Origin of the sequence: Paraflavitalea devenefica, from assembly GCF_011759375.1 — a bacterium.
Lineage (GTDB): Bacteria > Bacteroidota > Bacteroidia > Chitinophagales > Chitinophagaceae > Paraflavitalea > Paraflavitalea devenefica.
Genome location: NZ_JAARML010000009.1, coordinates 74,244 through 99,457 on the forward strand (window position 1 = coordinate 74,244; position 25,214 = coordinate 99,457).

Below are 25,214 nucleotides of genomic sequence, written 5' to 3' on the forward strand. Positions count from 1 at the left end.
CTTAGTTATTATTTGCTCACCTGTACAGGTACTTTCTTTGCCTGCAACACTTTCTTATAATCGGCCGGGAATACTTTCACAAAGTTCTTCAACTGGTTCTCAAAATCATCCAGTACAAACTTGGCTACGGAGCTGCCGGTATAAGCGTAATGCTTCATGATCATATCCTGCAGCAGTTTGGCATCTTCTGCATCTACAGGATCAAGGTCTACCATCTCCTTATTGCAACGGTCGGCAAACTGTGCTTTCACATCATACACATAGGCAATACCGCCACTCATGCCGGCTGCAAAGTTGCGGCCTGTTTCTCCGAGTATTATAGCTACACCACCTGTCATGTATTCACAACCGTGATCACCGGTGCCTTCTACTACTACTGTAGCGCCGGAATTCCGTACGCAGAAACGCTCGCCGGCCTTACCACGGATATAGGCCTCACCGGAGGTAGCGCCATAGAACGCTGTATTACCGATAATGATATTTTCCTCAGGAACATAAGAAGCCTGTTTGGGCGGATATATTACCAGTTTGGCGCCGCTTAATCCTTTACCAAAATAGTCATTGGCATCACCTTCCAGTTCCAGCGTTACGCCGCGGGTATTGAAAGCACCAAAACTTTGTCCGGCAGTCCCCGTCAGGTTAAAGTGGATCGTATCATCCGGTAAACCGGCTGCCTTGTATTTCTTGGTGATCTCGTTGGAAAGGATGGTTCCCAACGTCCGGTCTGTATTCTTCACTGCAAATGAAGCAGCTACACGCTCCTGTTTTTCCAGTGCAGGCCTGGCCGCTTCCAGCAGTTGCCAGTCAAGTACAGTAGCCAGTCCATGATCTTGTTCTTCCTGTTTGTACAGTCCGGTGTACAGGGAAGAAGGCTCTTTATACAATATGGGGGAAAGGTCCAGTTTGCTATACTTCCAGTGGGTGATATCATCGCGCATTTCGAGCGTATCTACCTGACCGATCATTTCGTTCACAGAACGGAAGCCCAGCTCGGCCATGATCTCACGCAGCTCCTGGGTAATGTACTTGAAGAAATTCACTACATGGTCTGCATTACCGGAGAAGCGTTTGCGCAGATCAGGATCCTGTGTAGCCACCCCTACCGGGCAGGTATTGAGGTGACACTTACGCATCATGATACAACCTTCCACTACCAGCGCCGCTGTAGCTACGCCCCACTCTTCTGCACCCAGCAGTGTTGCAATGGCAATATCTTTTCCCGTCTTCATCTGGCCATCGGCCTGCAGGACGATACGGCTGCGCAGTTTATTCTTCACCAGTGTCTGATGCGCTTCGGCCAATCCTAACTCCCAGGGCAAACCGGCATGTTTAATAGAGCTGATCGGGGAGGCGCCTGTACCGCCATCAAATCCGGAAATCAACACCACATCGGCTTTGGCTTTAGCCACACCGGCAGCGATAGTACCCACCCCTGCTTTTGATACCAGCTTTACGTTGATACGTGCAGCACGGTTAGCATTTTTCAGGTCGAATATTAACTGGGCAAGGTCTTCAATAGAATAAATATCGTGGTGTGGCGGCGGAGAGATCAAACCTACACCAGGCGTAGAGTGCCTTGTTTTACCAATCCAGTCATCTACTTTATGCCCTGGTAATTGTCCGCCTTCACCCGGCTTGGCGCCCTGCGCCATTTTGATCTGCAGCTCATCTGCCTCTGTGAGGTAATGGCTGGTAACCCCGAAGCGGGCAGAAGCTACCTGTTTGATAGCACTGCGCATGGAATCGCCGTTCTCCATCAACTCATACCTTCTTTCATCTTCCCCACCTTCACCGGTATTGCTCTTACCACCGAGGCGGTTCATCGCAATGGCCAGTGTAGTATGCGCTTCCCAGGAGATAGATCCGAAGGACATAGCGCCGGTAGCAAATCTTTTATAGATATTTTCTGCAGATTCTACTTCATCAATAGAGATAGCGGGCCTGTTGCGTTTGAAGCGGAACAAGCTTCTGAGCGTGCAGGCTTTTTCACCCTGGTCATTTACCAGCTTGGTGTACTTCTTAAAAGTATTGTAATCGCCCATCCGTGTTGAGTATTGCAACAGGTGGATGGTTTGCGGATTGAACAGGTGGAATTCTCCTTTCCGTTTCCATTGATAAACACCGCCTACAGGCAGGCGGTTTACCGGCACATCTTTACGCGCAAAGGCAAACCGGTGCTTGGCCAGTGTTTCTTTGGCAATTTCATCCAGGCCCATGCCCTCAATACGGGAAGTAGCGCCGGTGAAATATTTATCTACTACATCTTTATTAAGACCAATGATCTCCAGGATCTGCGCACCCTGGTAAGATTGCAGGGTAGAGATACCCATTTTGGAGAATACTTTCAGCAGGCCTTCATTCACCGCCTTGATATAGTTCTTCTTCAGGTAATCTACATCCAGTGAGGTTTCCAGCTTACCGGTCAGCTTCATATCACGGATGGATGATAAAGCGAGGTAAGGGTTGATGGCTGTAGCACCGAAGGCCAGCAGACAGGCAAAATGATGCACTTCCCACACGTCGCCCGCTTCTACCACAATGCCTACCTGGCCACGCAATCCTTTACGGATCAGGTGGTGGTGTACAGCAGCAGTAGCCAGCAGCGAAGGAATAGGAGCGTGTTCGGAATCAATCGCCCTGTCCTGCAGGATCAACACTTCAAAACCATCATTGGCTGCATCCACCGCATAACGGCAGATACGGTCCAGCGCAGCTTTCATGGAACCTGGCTTACCATCGGCCCTGAAATAACACTGCAGGGTTTTGGCCTGGAAGATACCGGTATCAATACTGCGGATGCTTTCCAGCTCATGATTGGTCAATACCGGGTGCTTCAGCGCCACGGTATGACAGCTCAGCGGATCTTCTTCCAGCAAGCTACCATTGTTACCTACGAAGGTGGCCAGCGACATCACCATACGCTCACGGATGGGATCAATGGGCGGATTGGTTACCTGTGCAAACAGTTGCTTGAAGTAACTGCTGAGGTGTTGCGGCTGATCGCTCAACACAGCCAGCGGCGTATCGGTACCCATAGAACCGATAGGCTCTTTGCCATCGAGGGCCATGGGCGCGATCAGGGTATCGAGGTCTTCGGTGGAATAACCGAATGCTTTTTGGTATTTAAACACCTGCTCATGTTCCAGGTGGGTAAACATAACCCTTGGTTCAGGCAATTCATTCAGCCTGATCTTATATTTATTCAGCCACTCTGCGTAGGGCTTTTGTGAGCAGATTGTACGTTTCAGTTCGCCATCGCTGATGATGCGTCCCTGTTCCATATCCACTACAAACATCTTACCCGGCTGCAGGCGTCCTTTCTCTTTAATTAAAGTGGGATGTATCGGTAATACGCCGGTTTCTGAAGCCATAATTACCCGGTCGTCGGTCGTAACACAGTAACGGGAAGGACGTAAGCCATTCCTGTCCAATGTAGCGCCAATGATCTTTCCATCTGTGAAGGAAATAGAGGCCGGACCATCCCAGGGCTCCATCATGGAGGCGTGGAATTCATAGAAGGCCTTCTTCACAGGGTCCATATCTTCATTGCCATCCCAGGCTTCGGGTATGAGCATCATCATTACATGCGGCAATGACCGGCCGGTAAGCGCCAGCAGTTCTATTACATTGTCAAGGCAGGCGGAGTCTGACTGACCTTCTGTAACAATGGGCAGCAACATCTCCATCTCTTCCTTGGTAAAATAAGGAGAAGCAAAACCCGGTTCACTGGTCTTGAGCCAGTTCAGGTTACCCTGCAGGGTATTGATCTCACCATTATGCGCGATAAAGCGGAAAGGCTGCGCCAGTTTCCAGGAAGGGAAAGTGTTGGTGGCAAAGCGGGAATGCACCAGGCCAAAAGCGCTCACCACGCGCTTGTTGCTAAGATCGGGGAAATAAGGACGCACCTGCATACTGGTGAGCTGTCCCTTATATACGACTGTTTTATACGACATGGAAGCGATGTAAAAACCTATCGCGTCCTTTTTCACCGTATTATTGATCGTGTGGCTGGCGTAGTTGCGCAGCACAAATAATTTACGTTCAAAGTCATCGGGATTGGTAATATGGTCGGGGCAGGCAATGAATACCTGTTCCATTTCAGGCTCCACACTTAAAGCAGTAGCACCGATACCATCGGGATTTACCGGCACCTTACGGTATACCAGGATCTCCAGGCCCAGCTTTTCAGCCGTGCGGTTGAAGATATCACGGCATTCTTCACGTAAACGTATTTCACGGGGGAAGAAGATAACGCCTACGCCATAACGCCCGAAGGGAGGCAGCGGCACACCCAGCTTAATACACTCATCAAAGAAGAATTCGTGTGGCGTCTGGATCATAATGCCAGCGCCGTCACCTGTATTGCTTTCGCAACCACAGGCGCCACGGTGTTCCATGTTTTCCAATACAGTAAGCGCGTCGGAGATGTGTTGATGTGATTTGTGCCCTTTGATGTTTGCCACGAAACCTATCCCACATGCATCGCGTTCAAAAGAGGGATGATAAAGACCCTGATTACCCTGATTGCTTGCCATGAAAAGAAGCTTTGTTTTGAAAATTTTCAATAAAACCCACGATTTCCATAGGAATTTTCAATATGGCAGCAAGCAACGCTTTAAAAATACAATAAAAAGGAGTAAAAACCGTAGATACATACAATTATTTTCCACACTAACAGGCGTCAGCCTATTAAGAAAATGTTATCCAAATCTTAAATATTTGTGTTTTGGGACAAAAATGCCCGCCCCTATTTAAATGATGCCAATTCTAATGTGAATTATTTTGCCACTCTCATCAACAACGTTGACCAAATCGCCATTTCACATAATATATAATTATTTTTCTATTTTATGTACTTAGCCATAAAATCTCTCCTCCGGACCGCCAGACAAGCCCTTTTTTAGCCTTTTTGCCTGCTTTTTCCACAATTAGTCAATAAAAATGCTCCCACCTGCAGGATCGGGAGCATACCGGGCAGCCGGATTGTTATTTATTATAGACGTGGGAGAACTGTATAGCCCCACCCTGACCATCATTTAATACGATGATGATAAGCCCGTTATTCCATTCCTTGTTGCCAACTTCCTGCGTAAAGGGGAGAAAAGAAGTATTGTCGTTAATGAATCTATCGGAGGTATAGCAATCATCTCCATTGTCACACATCCATATCTGCTCGGCCACCTTCGCATTGGCCCCGCCCTGTAAACGTTGATTAGCATACCGCTCTATGTAGAACAGGTCCCATTGGGCATCCCGTACCTGTATATCAAAATGCGGATCTTTATTGTCCAATGCTACCGCTATGGATACACCTGTTCCCTCATGCCGGAAAAACGCATAGGGCTTCCAGCTATCAGTAACAGCGCCTGTAGGAGCAGGGAGGGTTATCCCTTGTTTGGCCCCACCTGTTGGCACAATGAAAGCTTTATCCTGCCGGTAACGACGTCCGGCAGATTGATTATACCGGGTAAAGATGTACATTTCAGCAGTCCAGTTACCTGCTGAAAGATCATCCATGGAAAAACTCAAGGCATGGGTCTTTTTTTCAAACCGCTTGAAGACCTGGCTCGTTGCCCCTTCCCTTTTAAACACTACGAATCCGGAATCTACCAGGTCCCAGGCAATGGATGACGCACCGAAATTTACCTGCAATACTTTTTCTGCCGGCGGAGGCGCCGGATCATGTTTGTCTTTTTTGCAGGAAATCATTACAGTGATAGCGCTGCCTATAATGAGCAGGGGTAATAAGGAAGCACGCTTCAATAAGCGCCTATACACGATTGACCGGTACCCGGCCGGGATAAAGGTTGTTGCTGTTACTTTCATGGCTATACTTTTTATTGTGGCTTTATGACACCGAAGTAAGGAGGAACGTTGTTAAAAAAATGCCACAAAACCCTGAAATCACATGATCATGTGGTGTGTAACTGGTTTTCCTTATATTTGAATTAAGTCAACGTTATAACTACGATCTTCTTGCCATTCTTAACCAAAGCCCCCTGCTATGCTAACAAACGAGCTGTTGAATGGCTATTGCCCCGACAAGAATACCTGGGACGAAATGTATGATACCGGCGCTGTACGCCATCAATACAGCGGCGTGGTGGACTTCCTGCAGCACCTCAGCGTAGAAGAGTTAGGGAAAAAAGAAGAACAGGCTAAAAGGCTGTTCATGACCCAGGGCATCACCTTCACGGTATATAATAGTGGGGAAGGCATTGAAAAGATCTTCCCTTTCGATATTATCCCCCGCATTATTACAGCTACAGAATGGAACTATATTGAGAAAGGTATTCAGCAACGGCTCAAGGCCCTTAACCTCTTCCTGAAAGATGTATACCATGAGCAGTTCATCATCAAAGACGGACTGGTGCCCTTATCCATCATTTACAGTTGCCCTCACTTCCTCCGGGAAATGGTGCGCTTCCCGGTGCCTTATGATATCTATGTACATATTGCAGGTATTGACCTCATCCGGGATAATGATGGTACTTTCTATGTACTGGAAGATAACCTGCGCACGCCCAGCGGCGTAAGCTATATGCTGGAGAACAGGGAGATCACCAAGCGTATCTTCCCCGATCTGTTGCCACTGATGAATGTACGCAGCGTGATGGAATATCCCAATATCCTGCACAAGAACCTGGTATCAATGGCTCCGCGGCAAAATAATAATCCTACTGTCGTATTGCTCTCGCCGGGTATTTATAATTCTGCTTATTTTGAACATACCACGCTGGCCCGTATGATGGGCATAGAACTGGTAGAAGGCAGGGACCTGGTAGTAGACAACCACCGGGTATATATGAAAACCACCGGAGGCCTGCAGCAGGTAGATGTGATCTATCGCCGTGTGGATGATGACTTCCTTGATCCGCTGGTGTTTAATGCCTCCAGCGCGCTTGGCGTATCCGGTATTATGAGCGCTTACCGTAAAGGCAATGTAGCCATTGTAAATGCAGTGGGCAATGGTGTGGCCGATGATAAAGCCATTTACTCCTATGTACCCGCCATGATCCGTTATTACCTGAATGAAGAGCCCATTCTTAAAAATGTGCCCACCTACCAGTTGGGCAATGTGGAAGAGCGCGAATACGTGTTTAAGAATATGAACACGATGGTGATCAAGAAAACGAATGAGAGCGGTGGTTATGGTATGCTGATGGGGCACACCGCATCGGATAAGGAGATCAGCGATTACCAGGCAGCTATCCTGAAAGATCCCCGGCAGTTCATTGCACAACCTACGATCAGTTTATCTTCCGCACCCTGTTATATGAACGGAAAGCTACAGCCCCGGCGGGTAGACCTGCGGCCCTATGCATTATGCGGCCCCAATGGCATCCGCATTGTACCCGGCGGATTAACAAGGGTGGCCTTGCGCGAGGGCTCGCTGGTCGTAAACTCTTCACAGGGCGGCGGCAGTAAAGACACCTGGGTGCTGACAGTGTAAGAGTGAGTATTGCTAATACCTAAAACCTAACAGCTAATTATTATACATGCTTAGTAGAGTAGCCGATAGCTTATTCTGGATGAACCGGTATATGGAACGCACAGACGGCATTTTGCGGATGTTGAAAACGAACTATGCCTTATCGCAGGACGACCTGCAATATTTCTCCTGGCAACCGGTACTGAAGATCTTTACCTATTTACCGGAAGAGGAAGCAGCCATTATTGCCTGCCAGGGCAGAACGGTGTTGCAATACATGGTTTCCGATAAAGAGAATCCCAATTCAGTATTGAATATTGTTACGCAGGCCAGGGAAAATGCCCGCAGTGTACAGGACCATATTACCAAAGAACTGTGGCAATGCCTCAATGATTTTTACCATACCGTGCGCGATGAACAGTTACTGGAATGGCTGTACAAGGAAGACCCTATTACAGCATTGGATATCCTGATCAAGCAGGGATTGCTGTTTTATGGCACCTCCGATATTACTATGGCCCGCGGTGAAGGGTACTCCTTTATGAATATTGGCCGCTTCCTGGAACGGGCTATACAAAGCGCTGATATCCTGGATGTAAAGTTCAGTGACAGCAAGTTTGATTTCTCCAATATTACCGATACTACCTACTGGCGGTATTTGTTGTTGTCCATTTCCGGCTATGAACTGTACCTGCGGAATTATTCTGGTGGTTTTGAAGCGCGCCGGGTAGTGGAGCAGATTGTACTAAATGACCATTTCCCCCGTTCTGTGATGTATTCTATAGACCAGGTAAGCCGGTACTTTGAACGCCTGAAAAGCGAACAGACCACTACCGCCTATAATAGTATTGATTTTATGATCGGTAAAGTGAAAAGCCGGGTACGTTATTCCACGCCGGAAAGCATTATGCAGCAGGGACTGCATGAATTCCTGACCGGCGTCAAGAATGAACTATATGCTATAGGTAAAGCACTTAGCCAACATTACTTTGCTTATACCTGATGACAGAAAAGAAGAATAAAGTTACTTTTGACCTTAGAACAACCAGAAAACGGATTGTAATTCATGCCAAGATTTAAAATTCACCACGTTACCAGGTATAGCTATGAGGTGCCTGTTGTGGATAGTGCTAACCAGATTATGTTATTCCCGCTTGAAGATGTGTACCAGGATGTACTGAAACACGATCTGATGATTACCGGTGAACCGGTCCTAGACCTGTACCATGATTATTATGGCAATAAGGTAGGCTCCTTTATGTATACAGCTTCCCATAAGGAGCTGGTCATCGATGCGCGGATGGAAGTGGTGACCCATAAAAGAACACTTCCTGTAGAAACGGCCGCCAAAGAAGACCAATGGAATAACCTGCTTTCCCTGGCTTATGATATTCCCTATATTGATTTCCTGAAGCAGGAAAAGTTCAATGCCTTATCAGCAGTGCAGGCTATTGCCAATGCTGCTGAAAGCAGGCAGGTGACGGTATTGAAAGCAGCCAATTTGCTGAATGATTATGTGTATACCAATTTCCAATACATAAAAGGTGTGACGACGGTAGAAACCACCCTCGATGAAATATGGCAATTGAAGGCGGGCGTTTGCCAGGACTTCGCACACATCCTGCTGGCTATGCTGCGCATGATTGATATCCCCGCGCGTTATGTAAGTGGCTATGTGTGTCCCAACCGCAATGGCATGCGGGGTGAAGGTGCTACCCATGCCTGGGTGGAGGCCTATATTCCTTTTTATGGATGGCTGGGCTTTGATCCTACCAATAACTGTATCGCCAATGAGCTGCACGTACGACTGGCAGTAGGCAGAAGCTTTATGGATTGCTCACCTGTAAAAGGGACTTATAAAGGAACAGCCAATCACCGCCTGGATGTAGGCGTCTCTGTGGCTTATGAGGATGGTGTTACACAAAATGATGCGGCTACTGTACTTACACCACAACCTGTGGCGCCCACCAATGGGGAACCTAAGAACTCCTGGCGCCAGCATATGGAGATGATGCAGCAGCAACAACAGCAATAAAAGGCGAGTGGTAAATGGGAAGTGGCGAGTGGGCCTTGGGTGTAGCTTGCTGGCTATTGGCATTTCCTACTAGCTACTAGCCTTTCACCACTAACTTTTGTACTATACCAGGTACCCAAACAGGTTATCATTCTTATTCAGCTCCGTGTAGTTGATATGGTACTTATTCATATTGCGGAGCAGCACTTCATAATCTTCCCGGGATTGTAATTCTACGCCTACCAGCGCAGGACCGGTTTCTTTGTTGTGCTTTTGCATGTATTCAAAGCGGGTAATATCATCGTTTGGTCCCAGTACATGGTTCACAAACTCTTTGAGCGCTCCGGGGCGTTGTGCAAAACGCACCAGGAAGTAATGTTTCAATCCTTCGTATTGCAGACTGCGCTCTTTGATCTCCTGCATACGGTCAATGTCATTGTTGCTGCCACTTACAATGCATACGATGTTCTTTCCTTTGATGGCACCGGCATAATCATCCAGGGCGGCAATAGATAAGGCGCCGGCAGGCTCTACCACAATGGCGTCTTCATTGTATAGTTTCAGGATGGTGGAACAGATCTTGCCTTCCGGCACGAGGTGCATATCGTCCAGCACTTCTTTACAGATAGCGAATGTGAGGTCCCCTACCCGCTTCACGGCGGCGCCATCCACAAACCGTTCTATGTTTTCCAATGTTACCGGCTGTCCTGCTTCCAATGCTCTTTTCATAGAAGGAGCGCCTTCCGGCTCCAGTCCTATGATCTTGGTGCGGGGTGAATAGGTTTTAAAATAGGAACCGACACCGGCACTGAGTCCGCCGCCACCTACAGGAACAAATACATAATCAATGTCAGACAGTTCTTCCAGTATCTCTACAGCTACCGTACCCTGCCCTTCAATGATGCGGAGATCATCAAAAGGAGGAATAAAGGTCATGCCCTGCTTTTCCGTGTACGCTTTGGCAGCAATGGCACAATCATCAAAAGTATCGCCTACCAATACTACTTCAATGTAATCTTCGCCAAACATCCGGGTTTGCTTCACCTTCTGGTTGGGTGTAATGATGGGCATGAATACCACCCCCTTCACCCCTAATTTTTTACAGGAGAAAGCAAAGCCCTGTGCATGATTGCCTGCACTGGCGCATACCACTCCCTTCTGGAGTTGTTCTGCCGGCAGGCTGCTCATCATGTTGTAAGCGCCGCGCAGCTTATAGGAGCGTACTACCTGCAGGTCCTCCCGCTTCAGGTACACATTACAGCCGTATTTACGGGAAAGGGACTGGTTAAGTATCAGGGGTGTTTTGGTCACCACTTTCTTTAACCGTAGGGCCGCTTTATGAAATTCAAGTTCTGTAGTATGGGACGCAGGTAAGCTCATATTGTTTTGTAGTATGCAGAGACACAAAGGCGCAAAGAGAAACAGATGAACTTTGCGCCTTTGATGTCTTGCAGTATGATTAATTAAGCTACTCCGGCAGCTTTCTTGGCAGGTTGTGCAGCCTGGTTTTCAGGACGCAGGCTTCTTACTGTTTTACCAGCTTGCCACATTTCACTGTCGCGCAGTTCTTTCAGTTCCACTTCCAGCTTTTCACGGTAGTCGGGCTGACTGTTGGAATCAATAGAACGCTGGCTTTCTTTACCGGCAGCCACACTTTCATACAGTTCAGTGAATACAGGCAAAGTAGCGTCGCGGAACTTCTTCCACCAATCCAGCGCACCACGCTGTGCAGTAGTAGAACAGTTGGCATACATCCAGTCCATACCATTTTCTGCTACCAGCGGCATGAGGGATTGTGTCAACTCTTCCACTGTTTCGTTGAATGCTTCAGAAGGCGTATGGCCTTTCTTACGCAGTACTTCGTATTGAGCAGCGAAGATACCCTGGATTGCCCCCATGAGGGTACCCCTTTCACCGGTAAGGTCGGAGTATACTTCTTTCTTGAAATCAGTTTCAAACAGGTAACCGCTACCTACAGCAATACCCAGGGCAACAACCCTTTCTTTGGCTTTACCGGTAGCATCCTGGAAGATAGCATAGCTACTGTTGAGGCCACGGCCCTGCAGGAACATGCGACGCAGAGAAGTACCGGAACCTTTGGGAGCTACCAGGAATACGTCTACATCCTTGGGAGGAACGATGCCTGTCTGCTCATTGAAGGTGATACCAAAGCCATGAGAGAAGTACAGGGCTTTGCCGGGTGTAAGGTGCTTTTGTACAGTAGGCCACAGTTGGATCTGGGCAGCATCACTCAGCAGGTAGCAGATGATGGTGCCACGTTGCAAAGCCTCTTCTATTTCAAACAATGTTTCGCCGGGCACAAATCCATCACGCACCGCTTTATCCCATGTCTTGGAATTCTTACGTTGCCCAACGATTACGTTGATGCCATTATCTTTTTGGTTCAGCGCCTGGCCGGGACCTTGTACACCGTAGCCAATTACTGCCACTACTTCATTTTTCAATACAGCTTGCGCTTTGGCCAGTGGGAACTCTTCACGGGTTACTACGTTTTCTTCCACACCGCCGAAATTTAACTTTGCCATCTTTTAATGTTTATGGTTTTTAGTTTTTTGTTTCTGGTTGGGCGACCCAACAAACGACTTTATAATGATGATTGTTTCCGAATTACATGGTGAACACTTCATCCTGCTTATCCAGGAATTCATTTTCTATCACCTCTTCGCTTGGCTCTGTTTGTTCAAACTCCTTCAGCTTTTCATGGAAACCGCTGCTGGCTTTAATGATGGCCACACGGGCGCTACGTACGAACTCTATCAGTCCGTAAGGCTCCAGTACGGCAATCAGTTTATCGGTTTCTTCACGCTGACCAGTGGTTTCAAAGACGGTATAGTCTTTACGGATCACTACCGCCCGGGCGCCATACTCACGCAATAACCTTTCCACTTTTACCTTTTCGGCGATCTCATCGGTAGGCACTTTGTACATGGCCAACTCTTGCCAAACGATCTCTTCATTGGTATTGTAGTAGGCTTTCAGTACCTCTACCTGCTTTTCGATCTGGCGGGCCAGCTTTCTCACCACATCCTCTGTTTCATTGATCACAATGGTAAAGCGGTGAATACCTTCCACTTCACTGGGTGAGGTATTGAGGCTTTCAATGTTGATCTTACGGCGTGAGAACATGATGGCAATACGGTTCAGTAAACCGATCTGGTTCTCTGTGTATACCGTTACTGTAAACTCCTGCTTTGACATATCGCTATTTTTATACGGATAATGTTATTGTTATTTCAACCTGATCTCTGCTACACTGCATCCCTGCGGCACCATGGGGAATACGTTGTTTTCCTTTCCTACCATTACTTCCAGCAGGTAGGCTCCTTTGTGCTCCAGCATTTGCTGTAAGCCGGCTTTCAGTTTATCCCTTTGGGAAATACTGTTGCCTTCAATACGATAACCTTTAGCTACCTGTACAAAATCGGGGCTGGCAATATCCACAAAGGAGTAACGCTTGTCGTGGAAGAGTTGCTGCCACTGGCGCACCATACCCAGGAACTGGTTGTTGAGGATGAGTATTTTTACATTTACTTCACTTTGCATGATGGTGCCCAACTCCTGCAGGGTCATCTGGAATCCGCCATCACCGATGATCGCAACTACCGTTCTGTCGGGTGCTCCAAACTTGGCGCCGATAGCAGCGGGTAAAGCAAAGCCCATGGTACCCAGACCACCAGAAGTAACATTGCTCTTGGACTGGTTGAACTTAGCATAACGGCAGGCCACCATCTGGTGCTGACCTACGTCTGTAACGATCACCGCATCTCCACCAGTTAATTCATTCAGTATTTTGATCACCTCTCCCATGGTCAGTTGTTCCGACGTAGGGTTCAGTTCAGGATTGATACAGGTTTCTTCTTCCTGTTGCTGGAATTCACGGAATTTCTGCAGCCACTGGGGATATACTTTGGGCGCTATCAGTTCCGTGAGCAAGGGCAATGTTTCTTTACAATCGCCCCATACCGGTACAGTAGATTTAACGTTTTTATCAATCTCCGAGGGGTCAATATCCAGGTGAATGACTTTGGCCTGCTTGGCATATTTATCCAGCCTGCCGGTAACACGGTCATCGAAACGCATACCGATGGCAATAAGTACATCGCATTCGTTGGTCAATACGTTGGGACCATAATTACCATGCATGCCCAGCATACCTACCGCCAGCGGATGGTCAGTAGGGATAGCGCTCTCACCCATGATGGTCCAGGCAGCAGGAATACCGGATTTCTCCAGGAACTTTTTGAATTCCGTTTCTGCTTTACCCAGGATTACGCCCTGTCCAAAGATCACGAATGGCTTCTCGGCTTCATTGATGAGTTTGGCAGCCTGCTCTACATACTCTTTACGTACGATGGGCTTGGGACGATAGCTGCGGATATGGTTGCACTTTTCATAGCCTGCATAGTCAAACTTTTGCAACTGTGCATTCTTGGTAATATCAATCAATACCGGGCCGGGCCTGCCGCTGTTGGCAATGTAAAAGGCTTTGGCCAGTACGGCGGGAATTTCAGTAGCATCTGTTACCTGGTAATTCCATTTGGTAACCGGTGTGGTAATGTTGATCACATCGGTTTCCTGGAAGGCATCGGTACCCAGCAGGTGTGCAAATACCTGACCGGTGATACAAACCAGTGGCGTACTATCAATCATGGCGTCTGCCAGTCCTGTCACCAGGTTAGTAGCACCAGGGCCGCTGGTAGCAAAGACTACCCCTGTACGGCCGGAGGTACGGGCATATCCCTGTGCAGCATGGATACCACCCTGCTCATGACGGACCAGTATATGTTTCAGTTTTTGCTGGTAATCATACAAGGCATCATAGATAGGCATGATAGCGCCGCCGGGATAACCAAAGATGGTGTCCACACCTTCCGCAATAAAGGCTTCCAACACAGCAACAGACCCACTGATATTGGTAGTCTTGCTTTGTGGCTGGTTCTTTTTGGGCGCCATTTCGATTGTACTGCTCATATAATTTCTTTTAAGGTTCGGTTCTTATGAATGTTCAATGCTCAATATTCATTAATTAATTCTCGTCAGTTACACAACCCTCAGAGGCATCCTTTACGCTCCGGGCGTATTTGTACAGGAGGCCCTTGGTGGCTTTCAGGGCAGGTTGTTTCCACTTAGCCCTGCGTTCGGCAATCACCTGATCAGCTACTTTCAGCACAATGGTATTTTTGGTGGCATCCAGCTCAATGATATCATTGTCCTGTACCAGGGCGATCAATCCACCTTCATACGCCTCAGGGGTAATATGACCTACCACGAAGCCGTGGGTACCACCGCTGAAACGGCCATCGGTGATGAGTGCAATGCTTTTACCCAAACCAGCGCCTATGATGGCAGAGGTAGGTTTCAGCATCTCAGGCATACCGGGAGCACCTTTCGGCCCTACGTTACGGATAACTACGACATCACCGGCCTTGATCTTACCGGTATTGATACCATTGATGAGCTCAAACTCACCATCAAATACACGGGCCGGGCCTTCAAATCTTTCTCCTTCCTTACCGCTGATCTTGGCTACACTACCTTTCTCGGCCAGGTTACCATAGAGTATTTGTAAATGCCCTGTTGCTTTGATAGGCGTTTCGAGGGGAAGGATGATCTTCTGTTGATTGAAATCCAGATCGGGTGCATCGGCTAAGTTCTCAGCCAGTGTTTTACCGGTTACGGTAAGACAATCACCATGCAGCAATCCTTTCTTCAATAAGTATTTCATCACAGCAGGCACGCCGCCATATTGGTGCAGGTCCTGCATGAGGTATTTACCGCTGGGTTTGAAATCGGCCAGTACCGGTATCTTATTGCTGATGGCCTGGAAATCATCTTGCGTAAGAGGAACATCCACGCTCTTGGCCATGGCGATGAGGTGCAGTACAGCATTGGTGCTTCCACCCAGGATCATGATCACTGTGATGGCATTCTCAAAAGCCTTGCGCGTCATGATGTCGCGGGGCTTGATATCTTTTTCCAGCAGCAGGCGGATGGCCTTGCCTGCTTCCAGACATTCTTTTTGTTTGTCCTCGCTCAGAGCAGGATTGGAAGAAGAGTACGGCAGGCTCATACCCAATGCTTCAATAGCAGAAGCCATGGTATTGGCCGTGTACATACCGCCGCAGGCGCCTGCACCGGGACAGGAATTACGTACAATGCCTTTGAAGTCTTCCTCAGACAAAGTGCCGGCAATTTTTTGGCCCAGCGCTTCAAAAGAAGAAACAATATTCAGGTCCTGGCCTTTGTAGTGACCGGGAGCAATAGTACCACCGTATACCATGATGGCCGGGCGGTTTAAACGTCCCATGGCAATAACAGAGCCGGGCATGTTCTTATCACAACCAGGCAATGCAATGACGCCATCGTAATATTGTGCGCCGCATACGGCTTCAATAGAATCGGCGATGATATCGCGGCTCACCAGGGAGTAACGCATACCTTCGGTCCCGTTGCTGATACCATCACTTACACCAATGGTATTAAAGATCAGTCCTACCAGCTCATTGTCCCATACACCCTGCTTTACTACTTTGGCCAGGTCATTCAGGTGCATGTTGCAGGTGTTGCCATCATACCCCATGCTCACGACACCTACCTGTGCTTTTTTCAGGTCATCCTCTGTTAAACCAATACCATACAGCATGGCCTGGGCAGCAGGCTGCGTTACATCCTGCGTAATCGTCTTTGAATATTTGTTTAATTCTTTCATACTGATCCTTGATGAACTATAGTTATTGTTTATGCTTATGATCTTTCTGCTATGGCTTCTTTACTCTTCAACCCTTTATTGGCTCCATTGAGTCTTTCCGGCGCCAGCGGTTGTTCAGTTACCCGGTCTTTATAAGCCTGTTGCAGTACCCTACCCAGGCTCTTATTCCAATCGAGCGGGAATTTTGTTTCATCCAATGATTCCCAGCCAATCACCTCAGCAGCCGTGCCACAGAAGAAAGCAGCATCAGCCTGCTTCAACTGCTCAATGGTGAATTGCCCTTCTGCCACATTTATATTCAATTCAGCACACAATTCAATGACCGTAGCCCTGGTGATGCCCGGTAATATATTGCCCAAGGAGGGCGTATAGAGCACACCATCTTTTTCGAAGAACATGTTGGCGCCCGGACCTTCTGCGATAAAGCCATTCATATCGGTCAGCAAGGCTTCATCATATCCTTTGGCCTTGGCATCCTGGCTGGCCAGGATAGAGTTCACATAATGACCGCAGGCCTTGGCTTCTATTTTAAAACCGGCAGGATTGGGACGCTGAAACGGAGAGCTCAATACCCGCAACAGCTTATCGCCTAAGAATTTCCCCATCTCCCACACCTCAATCACAATGTTGGATTCGGTATTGAGGTTGAAGCTCATATTGGCAGGTCCATATACCAGCGGACGGATATACGCATCCTGCAGGTTATTTTGACGTAACACTTCATAGGTAGCATCAATCAGGTCTACCGCATGCCAGTCGTAAGGCATATTCATTGCTTCGGCAGAATTCTTTAAGCGATCATAATGCTCCACCGCTTTAAAGATCCTGGTATGGCCATCCACTGTTTTATAGGAACGAATGCCTTCAAATACGCCCAGACCATAATGCATTGTCTGACCATACAGGTCTACCTTAGCCTCCGTGGCTTTCACATATTTTCCATTGTGGTAAACAATGGTGTTCTCGTTGTAATACGATGCCATAATTCGCAAGTTTTTAAAGCTTTACAGCGGGTGAAACAAAAAAGAAACCCGCCTCTTTGGAGGCGGGTCGCTTTGTATTTTTAACTGTTTTAATTATACGTTAAACACCACCTCCGTTTGATGCAGGAATAATAATGACCACCACCACAATAATTATTGCAGTAATCACAGAAAGGACATTATTTGTTCCGCTTTTCAACATAGAAGGAATGATGCACTGCGAATATACACCCCCTGTTTCAAAAAAAGAACTACAGCAAGCAACTTTATTTTGGAAGACCGAAGTCGGAAGTCTGAGGTCAGAAGAACCTGTATTTCAGACTTCCGACCTCAGACTTCTATATAATCGTTGACTTCCTCAACTCTATATTAGCCTTGTTCACTCCATCCGGTATGCGATTGGCTACATAATCACAGATCAGTTCACCAATGGTGGAAGTGAAATAGAAATTGATCGAGTCAATATCTTTTGTAACAAAACCATTCTGCAAAGTCCACTCCACGGCTTCCCGTACCAGGGCTGCTTCTTTCGGCAAACCAATGTGGTCCAGCAACATAGCAGCAGAAAGGATAGAGCCCAATGGGTTGGCAATGTCTTTACCGGCCGCCTGCGGATAAGAACCATGGATGGGTTCAAACAGGGCGGCACCTTTACCCATGGAAGCAGAAGGCAATAAGCCCAGCGATCCGCTGATAACACTGGCCTCATCACTGATGATATCACCAAACATGTTCTCTGTCAACACTACATCAAACTGTTTGGGGTTCTGGATGATCTGCATGGCCGCATTGTCTACAAACAAAAAGTCGACAGTTACATCCTTATACTGACCAGCGATCTCCTGCACTACTTTACGCCATAACCGGGAGGTTTCGAGCACATTGGCCTTGTCTACCAACGTGAGCTTCTTCCTGCGCTGTTGCGCATAACGGAAGGCAAGGTGTGACACCCGCTCAATTTCTTCGCGGGTGTACACACAATCGTCAGAGGCCCGGGTGCTCTCCTCATTAATCTCTTTTTTACCGAAGTAAATACCCCCCGTGAGTTCACGGAAGATCACAAAATCGACCCCTTCAATGTTCTTTGTTTTCAAGGGGGAAAGATGATGCAAAGACGGATACGTGGTTACGGGTCGTATGTTGGCAAACAATTGTAATGACTTGCGCAGCTTGAGTAACCCTTGCTCGGGGCGTACTTTGGCAGAAGGATCATTGTCGTATTTAGGATGACCAATAGCGCCAAACAGGATCGCATCGCTGTTGAGGCAGGCTTCAATGGTTTCATCGGGTAATGGGTTGCCGGTTTTATCAATGGCATCGGCACCCATCAGACAATGCCGGTAATGAAAGGTATGACCGAACTGGTCAGCAATGGCATTCAGCACCTTGACCGACTGCCGGGTTACTTCCGGGCCGATGCCATCGCCTTCAATTACAACAATATTTTTTTCCATGTAGTTTTTTGTTTTCGGGTTGGGATAAACGTTTACGGACGGGCCGTTTCAAAGGCCTCTATTTCGTTGCGCATGCTCAGCAGGTAATCAATATCATCATACCCGTTGAGCAGACAAGTCTTTTTGTAACTGTTGATTTCAAATGTTGATTGTGCACCGGTAGCCTTGATGGTGATAGTCTGTTGTTCCAGGCTCACTTCTATTTCAGTAGCAGGGTCATTCTCTACCGCCTTGAATATTTCCTGCAGGAACGCTTCGCTTACCTGTACCGGTAGTAAGAAGTTATTTAACGAGTTATTGCGGAAGATATCGGCAAAGAAACTGCTTACCACTACATCAAATCCGGCATCCTTAATGGCCCAGGCAGCATGCTCCCTGGAAGAACCGCATCCGAAGTTGCGGGCAGCCACCAGGATCTTCCCTTTGTAAACAGGGTTATTCATTACAAAATCAGCTTTGGGCTGATTTTCATCATCATTATTAAAACGCCAGTCACGAAACAGGTTCTTACCAAATCCATCCCGGCTGGTAGCCTTGAGGAAACGGGCAGGAATGATCTGATCGGTATCGATGTTTTCGATATTGACCGGAACAACCGTACTCTTTATTATATTGATTGCCTTGCTCATTGAATCATTAATTATAAATACTCTCTTACGTCTGCTACTTCTCCTGTGATGGCTGCTACCGCAGCGGTCAAAGGGCTGGCTAAAAAGGTCCGGGCATTGGGTCCCTGCCTTCCTTCAAAGTTCCTGTTGGAAGTAGAGATACAATATTTACCGGCCGGTATCTTGTCTTCATTCATGGCCAGGCAGGCAGAACAACCGGGCTGGCGCAACTGGAAGCCGGCCTCTTCAAATACTTTATCAATGCCTTCGGCAATCGCCTGCTTTTCCACCTGGCGGGATCCTGGTACAATCCATACCTGTACATCATCGGCTTTTTTCCTGCCCTTCACAAAAGAAGCTACCAGTCGAAGGTCTTCAATGCGGCTGTTGGTGCAGCTACCAATGAAAACATAGTCTACTTTTTTACCTTTGATGCCGCTGCCCGGCTGAAGGCCCATGTAGTTGAGTGATTTCAGGAAAGAGAGCTTCTCTTTCTCATCAATCTCATTTTCGGCAGGTATATGTCCTGTAACACCCATGCCCATACCAGGATTGGTGCCATAGGTGATCATGGGTTCAATATCAGCCGCGTTGATGTGGATCTCTTTATCGAATACTGCCTCTGCATCGGAATACAATTCTTTCCAGGCATTGAGCTTTCTTTCCCACTGGCTACTACCTGGGGCGAATAAGCGGCCTTTGATGTAATCGAAAGTGATGTCATCCGGAGCGATCATACCACCACGGGCGCCCATTTCAATGCTCATGTTGCAGATGGTCATGCGGGCTTCCATGCTAAGGCTGCGGATAGCAGAACCTGCAAATTCCACAAAGTAACCGGTGGCGCCGCTGGCCGATATCTGTGCTATTATAAACAAAATGATGTCTTTCGACACCACTCCTTTGTTTAATTCCCCTTCTACATTGATGCGCATGAGCTTTGGCTTGCTCTGCATTAAACACTGGGTAGCCATGACCATTTCCACTTCGCTGGTACCAATACCAAAAGCAATGGTCCCGAAAGCGCCGTGCGTGGAGGTATGGCTATCGCCACACACAATGGTCATACCCGGTTGGGTAACTCCCAGTTCAGGCCCTATTACATGCACAATGCCCTGGAACGGGTGTCCAAGGCCATATAATTCGATATCGTGTCTTTTACAGTTCTCGATGAGTTGCTGCACCTGGTTGCGGGAGAGATCATCTTTGATAGGCAGGTGCTGATTGAGGGTAGGTACATTGTGATCGGCAGTAGCTACTACTTGCTGGGGACGGAATACTTTCAGGCCTCTTTTCTCCAATCCCTTAAAAGCCTGGGGACTGGTTACCTCATGAATAAAATGTTTATCAATGTACAACACAGCAGGGCCGCCTTCAATTTGCCTGACGACGTGCTTTTCCCAGATCTTATCAAATAATGTCTTTCCCATTTTCTTTTTGTGCTCTTTTCCTCGTGAATGAAAGCGTGGCGCAGAAGCGCCACGCCGTAAACAAAAACTACATGATTATGAGAAAATACTGCTCACTATGCTACGGCGGCCTTTGCCTGGTATTGACTGGCAAGACCTTTTAAGTCCTCATCTTCCACCTCTTTTTTCCTATCGGCTACTTTGAGGAACTGATCATACAATACATCTATATCATTCCGGGTATACATGAATCCCAGTTTCTGGAAACGATGGGCCAGGGCGCTGCGGCCGCTGCGGGCTGTCAGCACGATCTTACTGCCATCTGCGCCTACTTCTTCCGGATTGATGATCTCGTAGGTCTGCGCATCTTTCAGGAACCCATCCTGGTGAATACCGGAGGAGTGGGAGAAAGCATTGGCGCCTACAATCGCTTTATTGGGTTGAACCGGCATACGCATGGTATCGGAAACCAGGCGGCTCAGCGGGTTCAGTTGTTTGGCGTTGATATTGGTGTAGTAACCCAGTGTACTGTGTTGTTTGATGACCATCACTACTTCTTCGAGGGAAGTGTTGCCGGCCCTTTCGCCCAGCCCATTGATGGTACATTCGATCTGGCGGGCTCCGCTGATCACGCCGGCAATGGAGTTGGCGGTAGCCAGGCCCAGGTCATTGTGGCAATGGCAGGAAATAACTGCCTTATCAATATTTGGTACATTGTTGACCAGATAGGCGATCTTTTCGCCATACTGGTGTGGCAGGCAATAACCGGTAGTATCCGGGATATTTACAGTAGTAGCGCCGGCAGCGATGACCGCCTCCACTACCCTGGCCAGGTATTCATTTTCTGTACGGCCGGCATCTTCTGCATAGAATTCCACATCATCGGTGAAGTTGCGCGCCCATTTCACACATTGGGCTGCTCTTTGCAGGATGTCTTCCCGGGTAGAATTAAATTTAGACTTAATATGATAGTCAGAAGTACCAATACCCGTGTGGATACGCCTTCTTTTGGCGCTTTGGAGGGCTTCTGCAGCTACTTCAATGTCCTTTTGAACAGCACGGCTAAGACCGCAGATGACTGCATTTTTGATGACTTTACCGATCTCATGTACACTTTGAAAATCGCCAGGTGAAGAGATGGGAAAACCAGCCTCAATGATGTCAACACCCAATGCTTCGAGGGCCAGAGCTATTTCAATTTTTTCCGCTGTATTTAACTTACATCCGGGAACTTGTTCCCCATCGCGCAAAGTAGTATCAAAAATATAGACCTTTTGTCCTGGCATAATAAATTTTAAGAAGGGTAATAAGATAAAGGAGCAGGCTGTTTATTTTGTGTTGCTTGCTGAGAAACCGGTTAAACAACCTGCTGTACCGAAATTATCTCTGTTAATTGAGTAAGTGAAATCAAAATTGTAAGTAATTTACACTGCTTAACCCCTAAAGATCAATACGTAATTATTTGAATATCAACAGGTTTAACGATTATTAAATACGATGCCCAATCGCTCAACTGATGCACTTTTTCAGCTTATCCATTCCCTGGAAAAGTCGGAAAAAAGGAATTTCAAGCTGTATGTACAACGCAATTCTTCCAGCGAAGAGTTGAAGGTGGTACAGCTTTTTGATGCATTGGATAAGATGGATGAATATGACGAGGCCCTGCTGCTGAGGAAGAATGAAGGTATTAAGAAGCAGCAGCTCTCCAATATTAAAGCCCATTTGTACAGACAGATCTTATCCAGCCTTCGCCTGATCAAGGATGAAAGTAATATAGATATCCAGTTGCATGAGCAGATGGACTATGCGCGGATCTTATACAATAAAGGCTTGTACCTGCAAAGCCTGAAGGTGCTGGACAAGATGAAGGAAACAGCGCGGACGCATAACCAGGTCACTTATTTACTGCAGGCTTTGTTTTTTGAGAAGAAGATAGAGGCGCTGCATATTACCCGCAGTATGCAGGACCGTGCAGAAAAGCTAACGAATGAGGTAGATGAAGTGAATACCAAACTGGTGAATACCGGTAAGCTTTCCAACCTCTCCCTCCTGCTGTACAGTTGGTATATTAAGCATGGCCATGCCCGGAATGAAAAGGATGAAACCGACCTGCGCAATTTCTTTGAACAACATTTTCCTGCCGGCGCAGAAGAACCGAAAGGTTTTTATGAGAAGCTGTACCTGTACCAAAGTTACTGCTGGTATGCTTTTATACGGCAGGACCTGTTGCAGTATTATCGTTATACGCAGAAATGGGTAGAGCTGTTTGACAAGGAACCTTTTATGATGGAGGTGGAAACAGCCCACTATATTAAGGGTATGCACAACCTGCTGAGCGCGCATTTTGACCTGCAGAATTACCAGAAGTTCAATGAGGCATTGGCAAAGTTTGAAGCATTCGCCCAGTCGGATATTGCCAATTCGAACGACAATAACCGCATCCAGACGTTCGTGTACCTGCAGATCTCGCGGATCAATAAGCACTTTATGGAAGGCACATTCAGTGAAGGGCTTTCCCTGGTGCCACAAACAGAAGAGAAGCTGAAGGAATATTATCTGTTCCTCGACAGGCACCGGGTGCTGGTATTCTATTACAAGATCGCCTCCCTGTATTTTGGCAGCGGTCATTATGAACAGGCCATTGATTACCTGAATAAGATCATTAACTGGAAGGTAGACCTGCGTACCGACCTGCAGTGTTATTCACGGCTGTTGCACCTGATAGCACATTATGAGCTGGGTAATTTCGACCTGCTGGAATACCTGTTCAAATCCGTGTACCGCTTTATGGCCAAGATGGAAAACCTGAGCGTGGTGGAAGAAGAGATCTTCCGCTTTTTAAGGCGCTCCTTCCATGTTTCCCCCAAGCAATTAAAGGGAGAGTTTGAAAAACTGCTGAATAAGCTGAAACAACATGAACGCAACCGCTTCGAAACGCGGGCCTTTATGTACCTCGATATTATTTCCTGGCTGGAAAGCAAGATCAACAATACGCCGGTGCAAAACGTGATCCGGCAGAAATTCCTCAATGCCGTGAAGCATAAGGCGTCTGAATGCTAAAGCTTCCAAAATTGCAGTAGAAAGGCCTCCGAATGGTGGTCTGGACGTGGCTTTCCGCATATATACTTGCACTGGAATGGTAGTAAACTTGCACTGGAGTGCTCTGGCCAGTGCAAGTCTGTTAAAATGCGAATGCTATATGGCCGCAATAATGTGTGCATTATCAATAGGATAGCCCTGGATTCTCCAGGCACTCCTAATTAGCCAGTGCCTGTTTACACCTATTTTCTTTCCCCCAATACCAATACAAAAGGCTGATTATAATAGACTTACCAACCATTAGTCTTATTACAATCAGCCTTTAAAAGTATCGGCAAATGCTCTTATTGCCTTATTTTCTATTGATTATTAATACTTTGTAAGCTCCGGTTGTACTTCGTCAATGTACCCAAGTATACCTCCCTTGAGGTTGTACAGGTTCGTAAACCCGAACTTCTCTTCCAGTTCCCGGATGGCTTTGGCGCTGCGGCCACCCATTTTACAATGCACGACTACTTTTGTGTCGCGGCGGAATTTATCAGCGTTATCCGCCACCGTAGCCAGCGGTATTAGTTCGGCGCCAATGTTTACCAGGTCATACTCATGCTTTTCACGAACATCAATGAGCTGGAATGGTTCGCCCTTTACCTGCCAGTCGTACAGTTCTGTAGCGGTGATCTCCTTGATCGGTTTCTCCACTGCTTTCATGCCGCAGAATTGCTCATAATCTATCAGGGCAGTAATGGTAGGATTTTTACCATTGAGCGGGTTATCGTCCCGGCGGGAGATGTTGAAGGTGCGGCTTTCAAAGTTGAGCGCATCGAAGATGTAAAAACGGCCGGCCAGCGGATCTCCTACACCGGTGATGACTTTGATCACTTCCAGCGCCTGCAGGCTTCCGATGATGCCGGGCAGCACACCCAATACACCACCTTCGGCGCAACTGGGCACCAGGCCCGGCGGCGGCGGTGTGGGATACAGGTCGCGGTAATTGGGACCTAATACCCCTTCTTTGTTACGGTAGTTGAAAACAGATACCTGTCCTTCAAACTGGAAGATAGAGGCATAGATGTTGGGCTTACCCAATAATACAGCCGCATCATTGACGAGGTAGCGCGTGGGGAAGTTATCTGTTCCATCAGCTACCAGGTCGTAGTCTTTAAGAATATCCAGTGCATTCTGCGAGGTAAGCTGCGTATTGTACAACACGAGGTTGATGTGCGGATTAAGCGCCTGCAACCGGGCTTTGGCAGCTTCTACTTTGGGTTTGCCAACCGATTCCACGCCAAATAATACCTGGCGTTGCAGGTTGCTGTCATCCACTATGTCAAAGTCTACAATGCCAATAGTGCCTACACCGGCAGCAGCGAGGTATAGTAATGCCGGGCTGCCCAAACCGCCCGAACCCACGATCAACACTTTGGCGGCTTTAAGTTTTTGCTGGGCTTCCAAACCAAATTCAGGAATGATGATATGCCTGTTGTAACGGGCCAGTTCTTCTTTGGAGAAGGTTATGTTTGTATGATTGCTCATTGTTTCATGATT

17 protein-coding genes are annotated in these 25,214 nt (G+C 47.5%); 4 read left to right on the forward strand and 13 right to left on the reverse strand.

What is annotated here, in order from left to right; translation table 11 throughout:
• Positions 1-8: 8 nt before the first annotated feature.
• Positions 9-4,535, reverse strand: coding sequence for a glutamate synthase large subunit (gene gltB / locus HB364_RS31420; RefSeq protein WP_167292417.1), 4,527 nt, complete (start codon positions 4,533-4,535; stop codon positions 9-11).
• A gap of 451 nt (positions 4,536-4,986) precedes the next feature.
• Entirely contained in the window at positions 4,987-5,826 is an 840-nt protein-coding gene (locus HB364_RS31425; protein ID WP_167292418.1) for a hypothetical protein, read from the reverse strand.
• A gap of 178 nt (positions 5,827-6,004) precedes the next feature.
• Here HB364_RS31425 and HB364_RS31430 point away from each other — a divergent pair, with 178 nt between their 5' ends.
• The 3 genes from HB364_RS31430 (at position 6,005) to HB364_RS31440 (ending at position 9,467) form a co-directional block, all read left to right on the forward strand.
• Positions 6,005-7,453, forward strand: coding sequence for a circularly permuted type 2 ATP-grasp protein (locus HB364_RS31430; RefSeq protein WP_167292419.1), 1,449 nt, complete (start codon positions 6,005-6,007; stop codon positions 7,451-7,453).
• Positions 7,454-7,499: 46 nt separating this feature from the next.
• The gene (locus HB364_RS31435) at positions 7,500-8,435 is read left to right on the forward strand and encodes an alpha-E domain-containing protein (protein ID WP_167292420.1); all 936 of its coding nucleotides are present in this window, start codon (positions 7,500-7,502) and stop codon (positions 8,433-8,435) included.
• Positions 8,436-8,498: 63 nt separating this feature from the next.
• Complete coding sequence (locus HB364_RS31440; protein WP_167292421.1) at positions 8,499-9,467, forward strand: transglutaminase family protein; 969 nt, start codon at positions 8,499-8,501, stop codon at positions 9,465-9,467.
• Between the two features lie 102 nt (positions 9,468-9,569).
• Here HB364_RS31440 and ilvA read toward each other — a convergent pair whose 3' ends face one another.
• The 10 genes from ilvA to HB364_RS31490 all read right to left on the reverse strand — a co-directional run bounded on the left by ilvA (position 9,570) and on the right by HB364_RS31490 (position 21,916).
• Positions 9,570-10,826 carry a threonine ammonia-lyase gene (gene ilvA / locus HB364_RS31445; protein ID WP_167292422.1) on the reverse strand — a complete coding sequence of 419 codons (1,257 nt, stop codon included), beginning with the start codon at positions 10,824-10,826 and terminating at the stop codon, positions 9,570-9,572.
• Positions 10,827-10,909: 83 nt separating this feature from the next.
• Positions 10,910-11,992, reverse strand: a complete 1,083-nt coding sequence (ilvC, locus tag HB364_RS31450) for a ketol-acid reductoisomerase (protein WP_167292423.1) — start codon at positions 11,990-11,992, stop codon at positions 10,910-10,912.
• 82 nt (positions 11,993-12,074) lie between these two features.
• Positions 12,075-12,665: an acetolactate synthase small subunit gene (gene ilvN, locus HB364_RS31455; RefSeq protein WP_167292424.1), complete on the reverse strand. Its 591-nt coding sequence runs from the start codon at positions 12,663-12,665 to the stop codon at positions 12,075-12,077.
• A gap of 30 nt (positions 12,666-12,695) precedes the next feature.
• Positions 12,696-14,438 (reverse strand): biosynthetic-type acetolactate synthase large subunit, encoded by a 1,743-nt coding sequence (gene ilvB / locus HB364_RS31460; RefSeq protein WP_167292425.1) that lies wholly within the window; start codon positions 14,436-14,438, stop codon positions 12,696-12,698.
• Between the two features lie 55 nt (positions 14,439-14,493).
• Entirely contained in the window at positions 14,494-16,176 is a 1,683-nt protein-coding gene (gene ilvD / locus HB364_RS31465; RefSeq protein ID WP_167292426.1) for a dihydroxy-acid dehydratase, read from the reverse strand.
• 35 nt (positions 16,177-16,211) lie between these two features.
• Positions 16,212-17,159, reverse strand: a complete 948-nt coding sequence (ilvE, locus tag HB364_RS31470; RefSeq protein WP_167292427.1) for a branched-chain-amino-acid transaminase — start codon at positions 17,157-17,159, stop codon at positions 16,212-16,214.
• 338 nt (positions 17,160-17,497) lie between these two features.
• Positions 17,498-18,613 (reverse strand): 3-isopropylmalate dehydrogenase, encoded by a 1,116-nt coding sequence (leuB, locus tag HB364_RS31475; protein WP_167292428.1) that lies wholly within the window; start codon positions 18,611-18,613, stop codon positions 17,498-17,500.
• Between the two features lie 32 nt (positions 18,614-18,645).
• Entirely contained in the window at positions 18,646-19,242 is a 597-nt protein-coding gene (leuD, locus tag HB364_RS31480) for a 3-isopropylmalate dehydratase small subunit (protein WP_167292429.1), read from the reverse strand.
• An 11-nt stretch (positions 19,243-19,253) separates the two neighbouring features.
• The gene (gene leuC / locus HB364_RS31485) at positions 19,254-20,651 is read right to left on the reverse strand and encodes a 3-isopropylmalate dehydratase large subunit (protein WP_167292430.1); all 1,398 of its coding nucleotides are present in this window, start codon (positions 20,649-20,651) and stop codon (positions 19,254-19,256) included.
• A 95-nt stretch (positions 20,652-20,746) separates the two neighbouring features.
• Positions 20,747-21,916: a 2-isopropylmalate synthase gene (locus HB364_RS31490; RefSeq protein ID WP_167292431.1), complete on the reverse strand. Its 1,170-nt coding sequence runs from the start codon at positions 21,914-21,916 to the stop codon at positions 20,747-20,749.
• 211 nt (positions 21,917-22,127) lie between these two features.
• On the opposite strand from HB364_RS31490, the gene HB364_RS31495 reads away from it, so the two are divergent.
• Positions 22,128-23,690, forward strand: coding sequence for a hypothetical protein (locus tag HB364_RS31495; protein ID WP_167292432.1), 1,563 nt, complete (start codon positions 22,128-22,130; stop codon positions 23,688-23,690).
• Positions 23,691-24,038: 348 nt separating this feature from the next.
• Here HB364_RS31495 and moeB read toward each other — a convergent pair whose 3' ends face one another.
• On the reverse strand, positions 24,039-25,202 hold the full coding sequence (gene moeB, locus HB364_RS31500) for a molybdopterin-synthase adenylyltransferase MoeB (protein ID WP_167292433.1): 1,164 nt from the start codon (positions 25,200-25,202) through the stop codon (positions 24,039-24,041).
• Positions 25,203-25,214: the final 12 nt, after the last annotated feature.

What these genes read in the sequence shown, in the direction of transcription:
- gltB (WP_167292417.1), bottom strand. Translation starts at nt 4,535, where the DNA reads ATGGCAAGCAATCAGGGTAATCAGGGTCTTTATCATCCCTCTTTTGAA.
- HB364_RS31425 (WP_167292418.1), bottom strand. Translation starts at nt 5,826, where the DNA reads ATGAAAGTAACAGCAACAACCTTTATCCCGGCCGGGTACCGGTCAATC.
- HB364_RS31430 (WP_167292419.1), top strand. Translation starts at nt 6,005, where the DNA reads ATGCTAACAAACGAGCTGTTGAATGGCTATTGCCCCGACAAGAATACC.
- HB364_RS31435 (WP_167292420.1), top strand. Translation starts at nt 7,500, where the DNA reads ATGCTTAGTAGAGTAGCCGATAGCTTATTCTGGATGAACCGGTATATG.
- HB364_RS31440 (WP_167292421.1), top strand. Translation starts at nt 8,499, where the DNA reads ATGCCAAGATTTAAAATTCACCACGTTACCAGGTATAGCTATGAGGTG.
- ilvA (WP_167292422.1), bottom strand. Translation starts at nt 10,826, where the DNA reads ATGAGCTTACCTGCGTCCCATACTACAGAACTTGAATTTCATAAAGCG.
- ilvC (WP_167292423.1), bottom strand. Translation starts at nt 11,992, where the DNA reads ATGGCAAAGTTAAATTTCGGCGGTGTGGAAGAAAACGTAGTAACCCGT.
- ilvN (WP_167292424.1), bottom strand. Translation starts at nt 12,665, where the DNA reads ATGTCAAAGCAGGAGTTTACAGTAACGGTATACACAGAGAACCAGATC.
- ilvB (WP_167292425.1), bottom strand. Translation starts at nt 14,438, where the DNA reads ATGAGCAGTACAATCGAAATGGCGCCCAAAAAGAACCAGCCACAAAGC.
- ilvD (WP_167292426.1), bottom strand. Translation starts at nt 16,176, where the DNA reads ATGAAAGAATTAAACAAATATTCAAAGACGATTACGCAGGATGTAACG.
- ilvE (WP_167292427.1), bottom strand. Translation starts at nt 17,159, where the DNA reads ATGGCATCGTATTACAACGAGAACACCATTGTTTACCACAATGGAAAA.
- leuB (WP_167292428.1), bottom strand. Translation starts at nt 18,613, where the DNA reads ATGGAAAAAAATATTGTTGTAATTGAAGGCGATGGCATCGGCCCGGAA.
- leuD (WP_167292429.1), bottom strand. Translation starts at nt 19,242, where the DNA reads ATGAGCAAGGCAATCAATATAATAAAGAGTACGGTTGTTCCGGTCAAT.
- leuC (WP_167292430.1), bottom strand. Translation starts at nt 20,651, where the DNA reads ATGGGAAAGACATTATTTGATAAGATCTGGGAAAAGCACGTCGTCAGG.
- HB364_RS31490 (WP_167292431.1), bottom strand. Translation starts at nt 21,916, where the DNA reads ATGCCAGGACAAAAGGTCTATATTTTTGATACTACTTTGCGCGATGGG.
- HB364_RS31495 (WP_167292432.1), top strand. Translation starts at nt 22,128, where the DNA reads ATGCCCAATCGCTCAACTGATGCACTTTTTCAGCTTATCCATTCCCTG.
- moeB (WP_167292433.1), bottom strand. Translation starts at nt 25,202, where the DNA reads ATGAGCAATCATACAAACATAACCTTCTCCAAAGAAGAACTGGCCCGT.